The 19,046-nt window shown below is 58.7% G+C and carries 16 protein-coding genes; 5 read left to right on the top strand and 11 right to left on the bottom strand.

Translation table 11 applies throughout. The annotated features are described in order from the left end of the window. Window positions 1–105 precede the first annotated feature (105 nt). The 6 genes from ACWGTO_RS06230 to ACWGTO_RS06205 all read right to left on the bottom strand — a co-directional run bounded on the left by ACWGTO_RS06230 (window position 106) and on the right by ACWGTO_RS06205 (window position 7,618). The gene (locus tag ACWGTO_RS06230) at window positions 106–1,626 is read right to left on the bottom strand and encodes a cyclic nucleotide-binding domain-containing protein (protein WP_454573999.1); all 1,521 of its coding nucleotides are present in this window, start codon (window positions 1,624–1,626) and stop codon (window positions 106–108) included. A gap of 14 nt (window positions 1,627–1,640) precedes the next feature. Beyond that, window positions 1,641–2,624: an HlyD family secretion protein gene (locus ACWGTO_RS06225; protein ID WP_454573998.1), complete on the bottom strand. Its 984-nt coding sequence runs from the start codon at window positions 2,622–2,624 to the stop codon at window positions 1,641–1,643. Then, window positions 2,614–4,953 carry an ABC transporter permease gene (locus tag ACWGTO_RS06220; protein WP_454573997.1) on the bottom strand — a complete coding sequence of 780 codons (2,340 nt, stop codon included), beginning with the start codon at window positions 4,951–4,953 and terminating at the stop codon, window positions 2,614–2,616. The genes ACWGTO_RS06225 and ACWGTO_RS06220 overlap by 11 nt, the downstream gene beginning before the upstream one ends. Then, window positions 4,953–5,969, bottom strand: coding sequence for an HlyD family secretion protein (locus tag ACWGTO_RS06215; protein ID WP_454573996.1), 1,017 nt, complete (start codon window positions 5,967–5,969; stop codon window positions 4,953–4,955). The genes ACWGTO_RS06220 and ACWGTO_RS06215 overlap by 1 nt, the downstream gene beginning before the upstream one ends. 222 nt (window positions 5,970–6,191) lie before the next feature. After that, window positions 6,192–6,767 (bottom strand): winged helix-turn-helix domain-containing protein, encoded by a 576-nt coding sequence (locus ACWGTO_RS06210; protein WP_454573995.1) that lies wholly within the window; start codon window positions 6,765–6,767, stop codon window positions 6,192–6,194. A gap of 221 nt (window positions 6,768–6,988) precedes the next feature. Beyond that, window positions 6,989–7,618, bottom strand: a complete 630-nt coding sequence (locus ACWGTO_RS06205; RefSeq protein WP_454573994.1) for a response regulator transcription factor — start codon at window positions 7,616–7,618, stop codon at window positions 6,989–6,991. A gap of 313 nt (window positions 7,619–7,931) precedes the next feature. Between ACWGTO_RS06205 and ACWGTO_RS06200 the strand changes: the two genes are divergently transcribed. Further along, entirely contained in the window at window positions 7,932–8,324 is a 393-nt protein-coding gene (locus ACWGTO_RS06200) for a response regulator transcription factor (protein WP_454573993.1), read from the top strand. Here ACWGTO_RS06200 and ACWGTO_RS06195 read toward each other — a convergent pair. From ACWGTO_RS06195 to ACWGTO_RS06180, 4 genes are all read right to left on the bottom strand, one after another. Then, window positions 8,319–9,104, bottom strand: coding sequence for a sensor histidine kinase (locus tag ACWGTO_RS06195; RefSeq protein WP_454573992.1), 786 nt, complete (start codon window positions 9,102–9,104; stop codon window positions 8,319–8,321). The genes ACWGTO_RS06200 and ACWGTO_RS06195 overlap by 6 nt on opposite strands. A gap of 235 nt (window positions 9,105–9,339) precedes the next feature. Continuing rightward, entirely contained in the window at window positions 9,340–11,679 is a 2,340-nt protein-coding gene (locus tag ACWGTO_RS06190; protein ID WP_454573991.1) for a molybdopterin-dependent oxidoreductase, read from the bottom strand. A 117-nt stretch (window positions 11,680–11,796) separates the two neighbouring features. After that, on the bottom strand, window positions 11,797–12,558 hold the full coding sequence (locus tag ACWGTO_RS06185) for a sugar phosphate isomerase/epimerase family protein (protein ID WP_454573990.1): 762 nt from the start codon (window positions 12,556–12,558) through the stop codon (window positions 11,797–11,799). Window positions 12,559–12,687: 129 nt separating this feature from the next. Further along, window positions 12,688–13,812, bottom strand: coding sequence for a Gfo/Idh/MocA family protein (locus tag ACWGTO_RS06180; protein ID WP_454573989.1), 1,125 nt, complete (start codon window positions 13,810–13,812; stop codon window positions 12,688–12,690). On the opposite strand from ACWGTO_RS06180, the gene ACWGTO_RS06175 reads away from it, so the two are divergent. The 4 genes from ACWGTO_RS06175 to ACWGTO_RS06160 are packed head-to-tail and all read left to right on the top strand — an operon-like array spanning window position 13,760 to window position 17,839. Beyond that, window positions 13,760–15,010, top strand: a complete 1,251-nt coding sequence (locus tag ACWGTO_RS06175) for an ABC transporter substrate-binding protein (RefSeq protein WP_454573988.1) — start codon at window positions 13,760–13,762, stop codon at window positions 15,008–15,010. The two genes, ACWGTO_RS06180 and ACWGTO_RS06175, sit on opposite strands and share 53 nt — an antisense overlap. 59 nt (window positions 15,011–15,069) lie before the next feature. Continuing rightward, a complete protein-coding gene (locus ACWGTO_RS06170) occupies window positions 15,070–16,152 on the top strand; it encodes an ABC transporter ATP-binding protein (RefSeq protein ID WP_454573987.1) in 1,083 nt (360 codons plus the stop codon). Beyond that, the gene (locus ACWGTO_RS06165; protein WP_454573986.1) at window positions 16,149–17,030 is read left to right on the top strand and encodes an ABC transporter permease; all 882 of its coding nucleotides are present in this window, start codon (window positions 16,149–16,151) and stop codon (window positions 17,028–17,030) included. The genes ACWGTO_RS06170 and ACWGTO_RS06165 overlap by 4 nt, the downstream gene beginning before the upstream one ends. Further along, on the top strand, window positions 17,027–17,839 hold the full coding sequence (locus ACWGTO_RS06160; protein ID WP_454573985.1) for an ABC transporter permease: 813 nt from the start codon (window positions 17,027–17,029) through the stop codon (window positions 17,837–17,839). The genes ACWGTO_RS06165 and ACWGTO_RS06160 overlap by 4 nt, the downstream gene beginning before the upstream one ends. Window positions 17,840–18,349: 510 nt before the next feature. Here ACWGTO_RS06160 and ACWGTO_RS06155 read toward each other — a convergent pair. Then, a partial coding sequence (locus ACWGTO_RS06155) for a transposase (protein ID WP_454573984.1) occupies window positions 18,350–19,046 on the bottom strand: 697 nt, incomplete at its 5' end.

The following is a 19,046-nucleotide window of genomic DNA, read 5'->3' as shown; positions in this document are numbered from 1 at the left end:
GCAATTAAATTAGATGCGGAATGCTCACACGCGTTGTTTTTCATTTCGCGCATCGTGCGCTCCAAGGCACGCTTGTTGGGGGCTCGTGCTGCGTAAGGCAGCCGCTCAAAGATTGAATAAATGTCTGATACGGGCGATCAGCGGGGTGACCGATTTCGGCCCCGCAGCGCCGTTGAGCTGATCAAATTTGAAGTGTTCCACGGCGGTCCTTCTCGACAGAAGCGAGCCGAGCTCGTCCGCAATGGCCGGCCGATCCCGCATGAGCGGCTCCAGCCCGTCCTGGGTAATCTCGTAGACGACGACGGAGGTCAGCGCCGTGACGGACCCTGGCGAGCCCATGCCGGTCAGCAGACCGCCCTCACCGAAGAAGTCGCCCGGCGCCAGTCTTGCCAGTTCAGCTGTCGTCGTTCCGTCCGTGCTCTGTCGCGTGACAATCGCCACGCCGCTGCGCAGGATCATCAGAGATTTCATTACGCTTCCCTGCTCGACCAGCACCTCGCCTTTGCGGAAGGTGCGGCGTGTCATCGTCGAAGCGAGGGCTTCCTTTTCATCCTCGGTCAGGTGGGCGAACAGAGGAACGGCATCGAGCAGCCGCAACTGAGTGGCGCGCAGCCCTGCGGGCACCGCGCCCGGCGACGACGCGGCGACGGAGATACTGCCCTCGGGGGGCGGTGCAAGAGCCAACCCCGCAGCCTTCGAGTGGCGATAAGTCAAATCGAATATCTCGGTTTTCGCGGTGCCCACTGCGGAAACGTCGGCAACGCTGAACGTCACCGCCAGCTCGGCTGCGTTCGCATCGAGGGACGTTACCTGGATGGCAGGCTGAGGAATCGTCAGGATCGAGTTGCTGCTCAGCAGGACCGAACGCATCACCTCGACCATCGCGGACGGCGCTGTCGTCGGCCGGAACCGTATCGTGAGCGCTACGCCATGGCTGGGCTCGGGACTGCTGAGATTGGTTAGCCTTGCTTTGGCCAGATCGCTGTTCGGAACGATGACGAGATCATTTGCGGCGGTAAGCAGATGCGTGGCTCGCCAGCTGGTCTCGACGACCTTGCCTTCGATCGAATTGCCGAGGACCAGCCAGTCGCCGATCCCGTAGGATCTGGCCAGATTGAGCGCGATCCCCGAGAAGACATCGCTCAAGGTGCTTTGCAGGGCGAGGCCAAGGATGATCGCGACGGCGCCGGACGTGGCAATTAGAGTACCCACGGGAGCGTTGAAGACGTATGCAACGACGGAAAGCACGGCGCCGACGTAGATGACGCCGACAATGAGGTCCTGCAGGAGCCGACCTTCGCGGGTCCGACCCTCGAAAATCAGGAAAACACGGACGATGCTGATCAGCGACCATGCAGCGCTGGTCCACCATATGATCTTGGCCAATCCCAGGAAAAAACTCTGCAAGCCGGACGCGGCCTGTGGCCCCGGCTCGTACGGAACGACGCTATGGGACACCAGCAAGACGGTGAGAGCGGCAAACAAGGCCAGCTGACCGATGAGGTGGCGCTTGGGGTGATTGCGAAGCACCACCCGAGTGATCACCGCCCCGACAGCGGCGAGCGCACCCGTCTGCACGATTGGGTCAGCGATCACCTGATGAGCGATGTCGCCATAACTTGACACTGATCCCGGCTCCCCTACCGCTGCTCTGCCAGCCAAACTGTCATTCCGGCTTCGAGGCCGTCAGTTCCGCCGGTCGGCTCGAGCCGGACCCGAAAGGCATTGAGGTCATGATCGCCGACGGCACGGGCGGCGCGCCAAGTCGCGAACTCGCCCAAGGGACGAAGCTCCGTCACCCGGGCATCGATTTTTTGGCCATCCTGAATGGACAGCGCGACAGTCACACCTACAGTCAAACCGTGAAGCGCGTCCTCGCGCAAGGTGAAGGCGAACCACGGCCGGTCGTCGGCGTCGAGCGTCATCACCGGCTTTCCAGGGCTGATAATTTCACCCGGTTCGGCGACGCGAATGCCGATCGTCCCGTCGACCGGTGCAGTGAGCATTGTCTTGTCCTGCCGCGCCTGAAGGCCCGCGACGGTTGCTTCGGCCAACGCGACCCTTGCGTCCGCAACAGCGCGCTCTTCGGCGGTCGGCCCCGCGCTCGCCTCTGCCCATTCGGCGCGTTTCAGATCGAGGTCGGCTTTCGCCTTGGCAAGCGAGGCCGTGCTTTCGTCCAGTTGCTGATTGCTCGCAAAGTTCTTACCGGCGAGCGCCGCTGCCCGATCATATTGCTGTTTGGCGAGCACGAGATTTGTCTCCGCCGTCTGCACCGCCTGGGCGGCGATCGTAACCTCCTCCTCACGTACGCCCGAATAGACGCGATCACGCTCGGCCCTGGCGCTGGCGGCTGCGGATTTGGCCTCTCCCACTGATGCGGCGAGCTCCGGATTGTGGAGTGTAGCGAGCAAGTCACCACGGTGGACATGGTCACCCGACTCGACGGCGATCGTGGCCAGCCGCCCGGTAATGTCCGGCGCGATGCGGATTTCGGTCTGGCGGACCATGCCGGGCACCGAAGGTTGCAGGCTCTCGTCGCCCACCGCGCCAAAAGTCGGCATCGCGATGATAGCCGCGGCCGCGCATGCGACCGCGACCGATCGGCTTCTCGCATTAGCCGGCATGTGAATCTCTCCTTGCTGTGACGAACCGCGCGGCAACGATTGCGAGCAGCGCGTAAGTGCCGGTGAGAATCCACAGGCGCATCCAGTCTCCCCAGACGTCGGCGATCGACGCGCCCATCTGGTTCAAACGCACGAGACCGTCGATGCCGGACGTGCTTGGCAGAATGACGCTGGCGGTCCGCAACAGCGGTGGGATCGCCTCGAGCGGCCAGGCGACGCCGACCAGAAAGAAGATCGGCAGGCTGATGGCTATGAGGATCACCACTGCGGTTTCCGACCGCTTGAACCAGGTGCCCACAAACTGGCCGAGGAAGCTCACCGACAGAATGAAGGGAATGGCCAGCACTAGCAGATCGAGGATGTGATCACTCGCCGAGAAGCCGTAGACGCGCGGCAATACGACGAGGAACAGCGCAAACCCCGGCAGCGCCAGCAACAGGTGGGCGAGGCTCTGACCGAGGATCGCTGCGAACGTACCCCTTTGGCGACGTGCCTCGGGGCCTCCCTGCTGGAAAGCGGTGCCTCCGATGGTCGCCACAGCCATCAGCAGCGTCTGCTGCAGGATAAGCAGGAATGCGGCTGGAACGATGTAGCTGCCGTAGCCGCCGGTCGGATTGAACAGCGGCTGCGCCAAAACCTCGACCGGCGAGATCCGGGCCAGCGCTGCTCGGTAGAGACTCCCTTCCGGGCGCGCGCTGCGCGCCACGAGGTCCGCCCTGACCGCGCCGACCGCCTCCTGAATGCCCTGGAAAGTCCGGTTGTAGAGCAAGAAATAGGTCGAATCGACGAAAGCGGGCAGACCTGCCTTGTCGCCTTTCAGCACCTCGCGCTCGGTACCGGCAGGTATCCCGAGAATGCCGAACACCTCGCGACGCGCCAGCGCCCTTTGCGCTTCCTCCAAGGTGGTCGGCCGCAACACGACCTCCGTCGCCTCGTCGGCATCGAGCGCCTGGATGATCGAGCGGCTCACGTCCGACCTGTCATCGTCGACGACTGCGACGGGCGCATCCTTGATCAGCTGTCCCACGTAGGGCTGAGGGTAGAAGACCCCGTAAATGATTGGGGCGAGCACGATCAGCCCGAAAGCGGCCCTGTTGCCCAGTACGCGCCCATACTCGTCGGCGAAAGCCCCGGCGATGCCGCGTCTGGCCGGCCGGTTGACCGGCAGCGCTTGCGCAGGCTCGGGGGCCGGATGGCGCGCCAGAACCACGAATCGGACCCAGGAGAGGCCGAAGTAGAGCATCGCCAAGCTGGCGAGCATGATGAAAGGCTCCGCGGAGTCGCGCACTGGTACGCCGAGCGCGGCCTGGTCGAACAGGACCTGGATGTACCAGCGCAGCGGCAGCATCGTGCCCCAGCCACGCGCAAAGCCGTTCATCCCCAGAACAGGAAAGCCGACGCCGGCGAAGCCGAACGCCGGCGAGCAGATAATGGCGGTCAGCGTGAGGCCGACGGCGAGGTTCTTCACAAGCAGCTGGAGTAGCGCGCCCAGCGACAGATACCCGATGATGAGGAGACAAGCGGCGGCTCCCATCATTGCCGGATCTCCCGGGAAGGGTATCTCGAAGATGCCGTGAATGATCACGATACAGACAGCCATGATGAGAAGGAAAACTGCCAGATAGGGCACCAGCTTGCCGACCAGTGCCGTAAGCGGACTGCCGCCCGAGGTCGATAGCCACTGCCGCACACTTCGCGCGCTGAACTCGGACCCGACGGCATAGCCGCCGGCGACCGCGGCAACGATGTGGAGCACCGTCGGCAGGATCGCCCTGAGCAGGAACTGCACGTAATTCAAGGCGGGATTGGTGAGCACATATGGCTCCACCACGAGCGGACCGGGTGCGAAGCTGGCGCTCCTCACCCCGGCCGGCAGGTCGGATACGGCGGCCAAAACTGCCGCCTGCAATCCACTTGAGGCGACGTTGCCCGGCGTGAAATATTGCTTGTTGTAGAAGATGACGAGCTGAGGCCGTCGCCCGTTGGTGATGTCACGCTCAAGATTCTGAGGGATATAGACTGCGGCAATGGCCCTTCCGGCGCGGACCGCGTGCATGGCTCCATTGAGGTCCGACGAACGTTCGGCGACCATCACTCCGGGTGCTGCGTCGATCGCCTGGACGAACGTCTCCGATGTCTTCGATCGGTCTTGATCGACAACGTCTACTCTAAGGTCGCGGATCACTGCGTTGCTGAAGGTCGCGACCAGCAGCGCGAACGAAATCAGCGGGATGCCCACGACCAGCAGCAGCGCTACCTTGTCGCGCCAGATCCAGATGACCTCGCGAACGGCGACGTCGACAATGCCGGCGCGGCGGGAGCTGGCCATCAGCGTACCGCGGCCCAGTCCGCATAGGCGCTCATGCCGGGTCTCAAATTGGGGACCTTGTCGACCGGATAGGCTCGCACCTCGAAGGTCCTCAAATCGAAGTCACCGGTCGCACGGGTTGCACGCCAGCCGGCATATTCGCCGCGGGTCGCAATCGTGCGAACTTCAACGCTTATCGGTGCGTCGTCGATCGCGGGAATCCTGACTGTGAAGCGGTCGCCGACCTTCAATCCCCTGACGAGGTCCTCGCGCAGGTCGAAGCGCAGCCAGACGTCGCTCAGGTCAACCAGGGACAGCAGCGGGACACCCGGGGAGACATACTCGCCGAGCTCGGCACTGACTTGGTAGACCTGCCCGCCGATCGGCGCCTTCACGGTCATCTCGTCCACCTGCGCCTGCAGTGTGAAGATCGCGGCATCCGCCTTGGCGACCGACGCTTGCGCGACACCGCGCTCCTCGGGCGTGTAGCCGGCCACGGCCTCGTCGTGGGCGAGCTTGGCTTGCTCCAGCGTGCGCGTCGCCACGTCCAGCGATGCGGTCGCCTCGTCGAGCTTTGCCACCGATTCGTAGCCGCCCTGAGTGATCTTCTTTACCCGGTCGTAAGTTTGCTGCGCGAGCGTCAGGCTAGCCGCGGCCGCCGCAACCGCGGCCTCGCGCTCGGCCACCACCTCGGCCCTGGTGCCGACCTGTATCCGCGCCAGATCTGCGGCAGCGACGACCTTCGACGCCTCTGCCTCGTGAAGCTTCATCACTAACTCCGGATTGTCTATAGCAACGAGCACCTGCCCGACCGCGACATTGTCGCCGCGCGATGCCTGCCGCTGGTCGACGCGGCCGTCCACGCGCGCCGCGATGTCGATTCGGGTCGCATCGGCTTCCCCTTGCACTAGCAAGGGCTGCGGTTGCGCGAGATACCAAAGCGAAAGGCCGACAATGCCCGCCACGCTAAGCGCGACGACAAGCGCGGCACTTTTGGACGTTTTCGAGGCTACCGTGACGACAGGAGGCGCCACCATCGGCTCTTCGGACCGAAAGACCGTTGACACCGGTGCCGGGCTCACATCGGACCGCCTCATGGACGCCGGTTGCAAGCTGGAGCCGGGGGGGCAAAGGACTGCTGCCTCCAAGACAGGTGCCGGTGATTCCTCGGCTGTCTCGGCGGTAACGCTCTTCTCATCAGCTAAAGGCAGGGGCATGTCGACACTGTAATCCTTGCGGGCTGAGCAGTGCTCGGGATGTCACGTTTGCTGCATGGCACAGGAGCCGACACCGGGATGCAACACCTGCGGTCTCGGTGACCCGAGGGAGGGCGCCTCGCGTCCTGCCTTGGTGCTCAGATACCCGACCGAGGCGACGAAGCTGTAGCCTCGCCCGGGAATATTGATGATGAACCGGTTCCCATCGCGTCCGTCACGCAGGGTGCGACGCAATGCGGACATGTTGACTGTGAGATTGGCGGGCTCAACAAAGACATTGGGCCAAACGCGAGCCATCAACTCTTGCTTGGTGATCAACTCGCCGGGCCGTTCCAGCAGAACAATCAGAATTTCCAGAGAGCGACTTCCAATGGATACCTGCTTGTCGCTTTCCAGGAGAAGAAACTGAAAGGGAAGACACCGAAACGGGCCGAATGAAATGTCGGGGCGCGCAACGCTGGCGGGCTCAGTGGGGTGCTCGAAGAATGACCGCTCCGCGAACGGGTTTTGGGTCTTGTGCCTGGTGTCGACTGCCGGTTCGGGGCGAAATTGCGCCGGCGCTGGTGTCTCAGGCCAGGGTAAATGTCCGTTCGCTATACTCGATCCTGATGCGTGCATTGTAACCTCGCCCTACCTTTGGACGTGCTGCAGATCGTTTTCCTGATGAGTAATGTGATCGTTTCGGGGCGCGCGTGCCATTGAACGCTGGTTGTTTGAAACCGATCGGTGCGATGGCGTTGCGTAAACCAAGGTTTATGGCTGCCGTCCTCGGGCTTCGACAGGGCGGTCATGGGGACACGCACGAGCGCACCCGCGCAATCGCCCTGAGTAGTTGAAGATTATTGTGGCTTGTCAGACAACAGCTTGAGCTTGTCAGCCATTCGGCCGAGTTCCGGAAGCGAGCGGGCGTTCAACTTGTGCATCGCCTTGCTGCGGAACACCTTCACGGTGGCTTCAGCGATGCCGATATCGTGAGCAATCTGTTTGCTGAGGCGACCACGCGCGACCTGAATCATGATCTCACGCTCCCGCGGGCTTAGCGAAGCAAAACGTTGCTGCAAGTCTTTTAGAGCCTCCTCTTTTTCCCGTCGCGCACGATCGCGATCCAATCCAACCTGAATGGCATCAAGAAGGTCCTGTTCGCGGAATGGTTTGGTGAGAAACTCGATCGCGCCGCGTTTCATGGCCTCCACTGACATCGAGATGTCCCCATGACCGGTTATGAAAATGATGGGGATTTCTTGGTTCGCCGCGGCGAGCTTGCGCTGTAGGTCGAGGCCACTTTGCCCTGGCAATCTGACATCGAGCACGAGGCAGGTAGGACCATCGAGCGGACCAGAGGCTAAAAAGTCGGAAATGGATGCAAAGAGCTGAACCTCGATGTCGAGTGATCGCAACAAGCGTCCCACCGAGCCTCGGAGGTCCGGGTCGTCGTCTATGACCGTGACGGTCGAGTTCGAGGCTGACATCGCGGCCTCAGGAATACAGGTTAAAGAACGAGCTCTGTCGGCTGACCTGACCGTAGAGTTTTAACCTCGATCCGTCGAGCCGAACAGCCTCATTCTACTTCTATTCGCGAGCGAGGCGTGAACTAAGGCTTAGGCGTTGTGGACGCTGCCTAGCGGCCTTATATCGTGCCTAGCCTTGGCAAATCTGCATACGAGATAAGCCAAAGTTTACGGTACGCACGCGTGGCACGATGGCATTATCTGACACAGATTGTCGTTTCAGGCGGACCGGCATCATCAGGCCGCCCGCACGACGGTCCGATAAGGCAGCGTGATGGAAGAGCAATTGGTTTCGGTCGTTGAAGACGATGGGTCCTTTCGCGAGTCCATGGGACGGCTCATGAGGTCGTTGGGCTATACCGTTGAGGCATTCCCATCGGCGGCGGACTTCCTGGCCTCCCCCGGTTTGACCGCAACGGCCTGCCTGATCGCTGACGTCCATATGCCGGCAATGACCGGGATCGAACTCTATCGACACCTCGTCGATACCGGGCGCGCTATTCCTACGATCCTCGTCACGGCTTATCCCAACGATGTCGATCGCACTCGCGCCTTGAAGGACGGGGTCGTCGGTTACCTTCGCAAGCCGGTTGATGAAGAGAGTTTGTTGCGATGTCTTCGCTCTGCTCTCACTCCCGATGGAAGTCCAGAAACCGAGCACTCATGATGTTGCGTCTCCGCCGGGCAAAGTGAACTGAAACACGGCGCCGCGAGGTTCGTTCGCATCCACCCAAAGTCGACCCCCGTGAGCGTCGATGATGGACCGGCAGATCGAGAGGCCCATCCCCGTACCGCTGGATTTCGTGGTGTAGAATGCCTCAAAAATGCGCTCCATATGGGTCGGATCAACCCCTGGGCCGGTATCGCGCACGGCTACAGTAACGCCTGTTTGGTTCTCGTCCACGGTGATGGCTAACTCTCGCACTCCCACCTCCACCGAGCCCATTGCTTCCACCGCGTTCAGCATGAGATTCAGAACCACTTGTTGCAATTGAACACGATCACCATGGACCTGGCACAAACGGTCAGAGAGCTGAGTCTGAACCGAGACGCCATTCCTGACGATTGCACCTCGCGCCAGCACAATCACCTCGGCTATCGCTGCAGTGAGGTCAAAATTGTCCTTTCGCGGAGGCGCCTTCCTTATCTGATCTCGGATGCGGCCGATAATGCTTCCGGCTCGATCGGTATTGTCGACAATGCTGCTGAGCGCCTCCTTGGCCTCGGACAGGCCAGGCGGCTTTCTGTCAAGAAAATTCAGAGCTGCCCGAGCGTTATTGCGCGCACTCGCGATCGGTTGTGTAATTTCGTGAGATAGCGAGGCAGCCAATTCTCCCATCGTGCTCACGCGGTTTATGTGTGCGAAATCAGACTGCATCTGCTGCAAACGGGCCAGCGCTTGCGTGCGGTCCTCGATGTCCGTCAGCAGGACATGGTCTCTTTCCATGAGGGAAAGTTTGCCATAGAAGTTTCAAATATGTCAACTTATTTTGCTAATTGCGCTAGCCGATTAGAGGAATTCCGAAACGGCGGGTCGAAATATCCTGCATGGACAACGATGGGGTTCGCCATCCAGGCCACGCCGGAAGGTGCGACCCACGTTGCAAAACGTGAGGCAATAGACGTCTCGCTTGATTTGCAACGAGTGACATTCCCGAACATCCTGCGCCAGCGAGCCCGCCCTAGGTTGGTAGTAATGCTTGCTCGAACGCATCGGGCCAATCGCCCTCGGAGTGGAAAGCGTGGATGAGAGGAGAGACATTTACGCAAAGCTCGGGAACAGCAGCAGTCCATTTTTCAATATAGACTAGGCAGGTATGGCCTATAGTTGCCTGAGCCAAGGATGAGGTGCCTTTGTCGAGGGTAAGCACGTTGGGGTTGCCGTGCACCTCAAGGACCTCGCCTGATACAGTCTGCGGATCAAACCAGGCGCCCGTCGCAAGTGAAATGCAATCTGGATGAATGCCTTCGCTTACCGTCACTCCCGCGAGACACGCTCCTCGTCCATTGTGAAGTCTGACGATGTCACCGCCTCCGACTCCCAGTTTCTTGGCGGTTTGCGGGTGAAGCATGCAAGGTTCCCTGCCGTGGATCTTGCTGGCTTGCGCTTCGCTTCCATTATCCAGTTGGCCGTGCAACCGAGTGTCCGGTTGACCCGAGATCAAGTGCAGTTGACCCGCTTGCGCATTGCCAAGCCATTCCACTGGTTCCATCCAAGCTGGGTGACCCGGGCAGTCTTCGGCATTCATGTCGGCGATCGCCTCATTAAAGAGGGTTATCTTATTGCTTTCCGTCCGCAGCGGATTCCCTTCCGGATCACGCACAAACTCTCCCAGTGAAATCCTTGGCTCGGCCTCGAGTGGTAGATCGAATTTTCCGATCTCTCGGAACCGATCGAACAACGGCAGCGTGAAGCCTTTTCTGTCAGCCACCTCGCGGCACCGGCTCCACATCCACCTAAGCCATGCCTCGGTGTCTCGGTTCTCATGAAATTCCGGTCCAACATCCGTTTGATTTGCAAGTTCGCGGAAGATTGCGTGATCGTCACGCGCTTCCGCGAAGGGCTCGAACGCACGGCTCATGTAAACAAGCGATGAGTCACGCCTGTTGACCATGATGTCTTCGCGCTCCAGGGGTGTGGTGCAAGGAAGCACGATGTCGGCCCGACGTGCCGTCGCAGTCCAAGTATGCTCATTGACGATCACAGTTTCCGGTCGAGTCCACGCCTCGCTGAGCCGGTTCAGGTCTTGCTGATGATGAAACGGATTACCGCCAGCCCAATACACGAGCCGAATATCGGGATAAATCCGTGTCTCGCCATCATATTTGTAGGGCACTCCGGGATTGAGCAACATGTCGGTTATGCGGGCCACCGGAACAAAGTCACTGACCGGATTGGACCCTTGCGGAAAAGCGGGCCATCGTACAATGGGCTGCGGACGACCCACTGCGGTCAGAGAGCCATAGCCGAATCCAAATCCGGTGCCCGGTTCCCCGATCTGGCCTAGCATCGCCGCTAAGGCCATGCCCGCCCACACTGGCTGCTCCCCGTGGTCTCCCCTCTGAACACCGAAACACACAGAGATCATGACCCGCTCTCGCGCCATCTCAGCCGCAAGATCGCGGATTTCTTGCGCCGAGATTCCGCAAATGTCCGAGGCCCAGTCGGGCGTTTTTGGTAACTCGTCGAGGTCGCCGGTCAGATAGGCTTTGAATTTCGACCAACCACTCGTATAGCGATTCAGAAACGCGACGTCGTGCCACTCATTCGCGTGGAGCTCGAATGCGAGCGCCAGCATGAGTGCCGTATCCGTACCTGGGCGTATCGGCATCCAACGCGCATTAGAAACGGCAGCCAGGTCGCCCCTGATGGGTGAAATATTTATCGCTTTTATGCCACGGGACGCGATCTCATTTAGTTGCGAAGCTACTTCATGCTGGGACGTTCCACCTGGTTCGATCTGTGCAGTTCTCGGAGAAATACCGCCGAACGCGACGAGAAGGGTGCAATTTTCGAGGATGAGCGGCCAACTGGTCGCACCGTCCAGAAAATCCTCGTTGGAGATCCCGACTATACGGGGCAGGATCACCTCGGCCGCGCCGTGCGAATAGGTATTACGATGGCTCGTATAACCGCCGATTAAGTTCAGATAACGCTTCAGCTGAGATTGTGCGTGATGAAATCTACCCGCGCTGGCCCATCCATATGATCCGCCGAATATGGCCCCGTTGCCATATAGGTTAATAACACGTCTTAATTCAGAAGACGCTAGGTATGTTGCACGGGCCCAGCTCACCTCGACATAACTGTCATCGTTGCGTCGAGCCCCTTTGTCTCCTTCGAGCCAGCCCTTGCGGATAGAGGGCCGGGCAATGCGCAAGGCTGGATCGCGTGCCGCGCTGACCCAGCCTCTCCCAATGCGTGACGGCTGTGGATCGGACGGATCGGGCAACAAGCTCGGTCTGTCACCATCAGTCAGGATATAGTTGCCCCAGTGAGAGGCAGTAAATCTCTGTTCCATGTCTTGTTCTCCCCATCATGATGCGATGCCGAGCGACTCAAACGGTGAAAAGGGAAAAGCCGAGGATCGAGGTCCTCGCGAGCGGCCTCCGGATCAGGGCTTGCTTTGCACGCTTTTTCATATGCCGAGGTCGCTTAGAAAAGCTCGGCTGGAAGTGAGCACCTCGGCCTCTCCGATATTCCAGCCAAAATCATTCGCCTCGTATTCGATGGTGAGCGCGCCGTCATATCGGGCATCCTTCAAAGCACTCAGCACCTCCTTGAAATTGACGACGCCCTTGCCGAGGGGGGGAAATGTAAAGTTTGGATACAGTCCCGCCGCGTCCTTGATGTGTACGTGCCGAATGCGATCGGCAAAAGCCCGCACCGCTGCGACGGGATCCTCCCCGTGAGCAGCGAAATGGCTGGGGTCGTAATTCATCATCAGATCGAGGTCGCCCAGCGCGTCGATGATTCGTTGGTAATCCAATATCCGGGGGTAGAGGAACGGTGCGGGTGATTCCAAACCAACAGCAACGCCCTTGGCTTTGGCGTGCAGAAGGATGGTGCGGAGGATGTCGACGAAGTCTGCGAAAACATCGTCGCTTTTTGCCGCAGGCAGATACGGCGAACACAGGTGGACATACTCAACCTCTGCTGCAGCAGCCCGATCGATCATGGCTTTGACATGGCGAATGCCGCGCGCATCATCGTCGGCATCGTTGGCGAAGAAAAAGAAGTTGGTGCTGAGCGCTGGCACCGACAATCCGGCCTTACGCACGCTATCGATAAGCGTAACTGATTCGCTGATCGAATTTTCTGGAGTGATATGGGGCGTCGCAGGCGACGGTATCCCATCGCAATTGATAGCCAAAGCGTCATATCCAGCCGCCTTGACCATCTCCGCGACTTCCCAAAGTGGATGCCTAGACAGCATTGTCGAGTAGTAACTTGCTTGCATTGTCAAAATTCAAACTCTCGTTCAAGTCGTGTTATGGATGAGATCGGCCGCGGAAGGCCAAACCGGCGTTTACGCGAAGTCGACAATGGTCCAGGGCGCGTCACTAGGAAGCGGGACATCGACCCATTTGCGTTCTCTCTGGGCAAGGTATGCCGCCTTCACAACTTCGAGCAGATGGACGCCATCCTCCAGCGAAGCCATGTCCCTCTGCGTCACATCGCCGGAGATGAAGTCGACGAACGCCTGCATTTGCTTCTTGTAGGGATCAGCGTTGGTCGGCAGCAGGACAAACCAGCCGTCGTGCTGAATATTTTTCTTGTGATAGTGCGCGGGGATGCGCGCCATTTCTGCCAGCGATTGCGGCAACTCTCCAAGAGGCTTTCGGGAGTAAACCGAAAGCGGTGACGAATTGAATGCGCCGACGGACTCAAGGGTGAAATGCAGCGATCCTTCGGTCCCATAAAAATCCGTCACATCGTTGAAGGAGGGCGTGAACCGATCCGACGTGAATGTACCCGTCGCGCCGTTGGACATATCGACAATCATGTGAACATTATCGTCGACGGCTTTTGGCATTTCCTTGTGACGCAGGCTTGCCGCAACCGATGTATAGGTGCCGCCTAAAAGGTATTGGACAATATCCATGCGATGAACCGTCAGGTCCATCAGCGTCGCACCACCGGACAAGGTAAGATTCCATCTATAATCGTCGATGGAAACAACATCCCAGATTTCCGAGAAGACACTCCGAAAAGAGTGCACTTTGCCGATCACGCCTTGGCTGATAAGCGACCGTGCGGTTTTTGCTACATCCAGAAAGCGGGCCTGATGCCCGACCGCAACTTTGACTCCGGCTTTGTTGCAAGCAGACAGAACTGATTTCGCTGCGTCGAGATCGTGCGCCACTGGCTTTTCGAGGAGAATATGCTTTCGAGCCCGGGCAGCAGCAACAGCGAGATCATGGTGAAAACGATTTGGCACGGAGATGACAACGGCATCAACGCTTGGGTCAGCAAAGACCTCGTCGGCGTCAGCATACACCTTATTGACCTGAAACTTCTCAGCGGCGGCGTGGGCCTTTTCCTGGACCTTATCGCATATCCCGGCCAGTTCTGCGCCTGTCACGGCTTGGACGGCAGGAATGTGCCAGTTTGAAATCAATCCGGTACCGATAATCGCGATCTTCACGCTCATTCACATCTCCCTACCCTGGGCCGCTAGGCCGCAGTCACATTTCGCTTCACTCTCTGCAAGCGTTGCTAATACAAACACAGCCGTTGACATATTGCAAACGATAAGGTTACCTTTTCGCCACGCTGCCTGCGCCTTGCGCAAGGCGGCCATCAATGGAGGAGAGAAAGAAATGTTGCGGAAGGCTATCAAATCGACGCTAATAATTGCGCTGGCTGCGGTGGTGTGGGCTCGTCCTGCATCCGCCGAAACACTCCGTATCCTGACTTGGGAGGGATACGCCGACGCTGACTACATTAAGGAGTTTGAGGCTGAAACGGGCGCGAAGGTGCAGGCCACCTTTGTGGGCGACGACGCTGAAATTTGGGCAAAGGTCCGGGCGTCCAATGGCCAAGATGCCGACATCATCAGCACTAACGTGGGTCAGCTTCAGCGCTACGTAGAAGCGGGGCTGCTCGCGCCTATTGACTTGGAAAAGGTGCCAAACAAGGCCGGATTCCTGGAACGGTTCCGCGATTTAGGGAAGATTTCAGGCGTGGTTCATGACAACAAGACGTACATGATACCGTTTATATACGGCCCCTACTTGCTAGCCTATAATCCTGACCTAGTCGACAAGCCGCCTACCTCATGGAGCGTGCTCTGGGATCCAAAATACAAGGGCATGGTTCTCACCCATGACTCTTACGAATACAACTTTACTATTGCTGCTATTATGGATGGAGCGAAGGACCCGTATCGCCTCTCGGAAGAGCAATTACAGAAGTACAAAGAGGAGTTGATCGATCTCAAGCGGCAGCTCCTGTCCTTCTACTCTTATTCGGAAGAAGCCGTGCAGCAGTACAAAAACAACGACGTAGCCGTTATGGTCGCCGGCTATGGCCCGCAGATGATCAAGGCGATAAGGGATGCCGGGGCAAAAGTTGAGCCGGTCTTCCCAAAAGAGGGCGCGCCAGTTTGGCTTGACGCCATGGCAATCACCGCAGGCGCATCACCAGAGCGCGCCGAGCTGGCGCACAAGTGGATCAACTTCATTCTCAGTAAGAAGATCGCTCAAGCTATGGTCGACCGCATGCACTTCGGCTCGACGATTATCGATACCGGGGTACTTTCCCCGAACGACAAGGTTTTCTGGGTCAAATCTGTCGAAGATCCTACCCGTCGTAGCGATCTCTGGAACGAGATCAAGGCAGCGCCATAAAGCATTGGAGTGGCGCCCATTCCCGCGCCACTCCTCAACCCAATCAACGGATTGATTCTATGAGTGAAAGCCTTATCGAATTGCGCGGCGTGACGAAGCGCTACGGCGCCGTCGAAGTCCTGAAAAAGATCGACTTAAGCATTGGCCGCGACGAATTTCTCGTGATCTTGGGGCCGAGCGGCTCCGGCAAAACCACCATCCTGAGAATGATTGGCGGCTTCACGCAAACCACGGACGGTGAGATATTTCTCGATGGCAACCTGCCCTTGTCTGACGTTCCCATCAACAAGAGACCCTTCAACACGGTCTTTCAGGATTATGCCCTGTTTCCGCACATGACAGTCGCCAAAAATATTGGATTTGGCCTAAAAGTCGGCGGAATGCCCAGAAAAGAAATCGAACATGAAACCAGCCGAGTTCTCAGCCTGGTTGAACTCGACGGTTTGGGATCACGATATCCGTCGGAATTATCTGGCGGGCAATGTCAGCGGGTAGCTCTCGCACGTGCGATTGTCTGCAAGCCCCGGCTCGTTCTGTTGGACGAGCCTCTCGCAGCGTTGGACGCCTCATTGAGGCACCAGATGCAGCGCTTCCTTAAGGAACTACAACGCGAAGTCGGCGTGTCATTCCTGTTCATTACTCATGATCAGGAAGAGGCGATTACCATGGCCGACAGAATCGTCGTCATGGACCACGGCCACATCCGTCAGGTGTCGACGCCAAGGGAGCTGTATTATCGGCCGGCAGATCGTTACGTCGCTCAATTTTTCGGTGACAACAATCTTATCCCGGGTGTCATCGCGGATGCCGAGAGTTCCACCGTTCTGCTGGATACGCCCTTCTGCAAATGCCGCGTCGCAGTGCCGTCCGGACATAGCTTTCGTAAGGGCGACGCGGTTCATCTCGCGGTGCGGCCAGAAGCCATAAAGGTGACCCCTGCCGTGGACGGCCCGGTCTGCGGAAAGGTCGAGCAGATTGAATTTGTCGGATCGACGACGGGGTGCACGATCCGCTCATGCAAAGACCCCAATGTATCGATCGAGGCCAAAAGTCTTAGCCGGATCAACGGCGCAGGCATCTATCCGGGAGCTGATGTCGGTGTTTCTTGGGCCGACTGCGAGGCTTGGGTGATAAAGCAATGAGTGTCTCGATCGAAGCGCGATCAAGATCGCGATTGCATGCCGGTGTCGCCAGAATCTTCTTCACGATTGCCGTCTTCTTCGTTCCTATCTTTCTTGTTGCGATACCGTTCGCGTCGTTTCTTTACCTAAGCCTTGGCGAAGTGCACGGCCCGAACATCGTCATGACCATCACCAGCAAGAACTTCGTCCGCATCGCTACGGACCCGCTTTATCTCGATGTGATCTGGACGACATTGCTGCTCTGCGCGTCGATCGCAATGGTTTGCGTGATATTCGGCTACCCGATCGCTTATTTGCTGGCGATACTCAGCGGCGGCAAACGATATGCGTTGATGTGCCTTGTCGTAATCCCGCTATTGTTAAACTACGTCATCAAAATCTATGCGATGCGGTCGATCCTAGGGCAACGAGGGCTTCTCAACCAGCTCATTATGGCGCTGGGACTATCGGATACACCTACGAGGCTATTCGTTTTCAATCTCAACGCCGTGTTCCTGGTCCTGGTCTCCATCCTTCTGCCGTTCGCAGTTTTGCCGATCTACATCGCATTGGAACGGATTCCGAACTCCCTGCTCAGCGCGGCGTATGATCTCGGAGCAAGCCGAGTCCAGACATTTCTACTAGTCGTCTTCCCGCTCAGCATGTCGGGCGTGGCGGTTGGGTTTGCGTTCACGTTCGTCTTTTCGATCGGCGACTTCGTTACACCGCAAATGGTGGGCGGCCCGAGCGGTTTCACACTGGGACGAGTCGTGTACAGCCAGTTTGGCCTTGCCTTCAACTGGCCTTTCGGATCCGCACTGGCGATTGTGCTTATGGCCATCGTGGTGGCCGCACTTGCGGTCCCCACCCTCTTCTCCCCAAAGGGGACAAAGCGATGAAAACTCCCGTAATCACCTGGGTCTTTCTCATCAGTCTGGCTGCCTTGGTCATGTCGGTCATATATGGACCGATAGTCATGACTATAGCTGGCGCATTCTTCAAGACAAACTCCGGCTCGATAATTTTGTCGGAACCCTCGTTGGAATCGTTCTTCTCGCTAGGTTCCGACAAATCCGTGGCACACGCCCTCGGCAACACGCTTTTGGTTGGTTTTATGGCATCCAGCCTTGCCGTCACGATCGGTACGCTGACCAGCCTGTACTACGTCTCGGGCAGGAGCCTCGATCGCTCGGTTCTGCAGTTTCTGATCTTCGTCCCCTTTGTAATGCCGCCAATGATTACCGGATTGGCGCTCTTGATTTTCTTCCGAGACATCGGGATCGATCGCTCTTTGCTAACCGTGGTCGTCGGCCACGTCATCCTGTTGCTGGCAATCGCTCATCGGCTCATCGTCGTCCGCCTAGCTGAGTTGAGCACATCGCTAACCGAGGCGGCGCTAGATCTGGGCGCCTCGCATTTTCAAGCCTTTTACTTGGTTGTCTTGCCCAACCTCAAATCCGCCATTGCGGCCGCATTCATTCTATGTTTCGCGCTATCCTTCGACGAAACTCTGGTAACGCTCCTGATTTCAGGAGGGGAGCCGACTTTCCCGGTGAGGCTTTGGGCCATGATGCGCCTGGGTTTTGCGCCGTCTGTGAACGCGGTGGTCGTTATAGTGCTCGCAATGGCAACCGCGGTCAGTTTCTTCGCGATCAGACAATTGCTCAAATCAAGCGGACCTCGCCCCGGCCTGGGCAGAGAGGCTTGAGGACGACTTCCTCACATCAACTCGGAAGGGCACTAATTTCGAAGGACAACTTAAACATCTCCGTGATCGGAACAGGGTTTATCGGGGCTACTCACATATCAGCAATCGCCCACGTGGACGGCTTGACCGTCAAGACCGTCTGCCTCCGTCGTGCTTGAAAAGCAGAACAGCCCGCCGTGAAGCATGGCATTCCCGACCCCTCAGCCGGCAAGCACCATGCTGGAGAACCCGTCTCGCATAATTTACGACCGCGCGCGAAGTGCTGGATGCCTGCTCCGCAAAGGGCCAGATTGTTTGCTTCGGCCACAACGAGCGCTGCCAGGACGCGAGCATCCTAGCCGCCTTGATGCACGGCGATGAGCTTTTGGCAGCCTGAGGCGGTAATGTGGTCGCCGTAGCGGTGCTTTCTCACAAGCCTCGTCAGTCGCCGGCGGTGATCCGTCGTGATGGCAGGCGGGGTTTGCAGGTTGCGGTCGGCGGGTTCGTTTCGGGGCGTCGGCGCCCCGTCGGCTATGTCGCGAGCCGCGGGATGCGATCAAGGACGATGCGCAGGATGCGCTGGTCCGGACAGGACGTCGGCAGGTGCAGGCGGATTTGCGTCTTCATCTCGACCACCCGCGCGGCGATCTTGATGAGGCGCAATCGCAGCGTGTCGAATTGCGCGACTGCAAAGCTGGACCGTTTCGGCATCGCGGCGCGCGGGCCCCACATTAACCAGTAGGCGCCGGCATGCAGGAACAGCCGGAACTGGTTGGCCGTCGCTCTGGTGCAGGAGGTGCGGTCGGCGGCAAGATGCGTCTTCCACGACTTGATGTGGTTCTCGGCCGCGCCGCGCCGGCAGTAGAGGTCCGCGTAGAGCGCCTTGGCCTTGCCACCGGCAAGGTTGGTGACGATGAAGCGGATGTCGGCACCTTGGGCGCCGACCTCGACGCGGGCGATGATGCGCTCGACGCGGCTCCAGCTGCCGGCGCCGTCCAGAAACTCCTTGAAGCGGCGGACCTTGTTCGTCTTCGCCGACGTTCCAAAACGCGCCAGCGTGCTGGCTTCCAGATCCGCGACATGCTTGCGCAAGGTTGTGGTGGGCGCCAGGCCGAGGATGAAGTCAACATCGTTGGCGCGGCACCAGTCGATGACCGACGGACTGCAATAGTGATGGGGTGGATGGCTCCTGCTCCCCGGCATCAAGGTGCCATATGGTAGGTTGTGT

This window comes from Mesorhizobium sp. PL10 (assembly GCF_053714315.1).
Note: the sequence above shows the minus strand (reverse complement) of the source record. Positions and strands in the feature narration are given on the sequence as shown.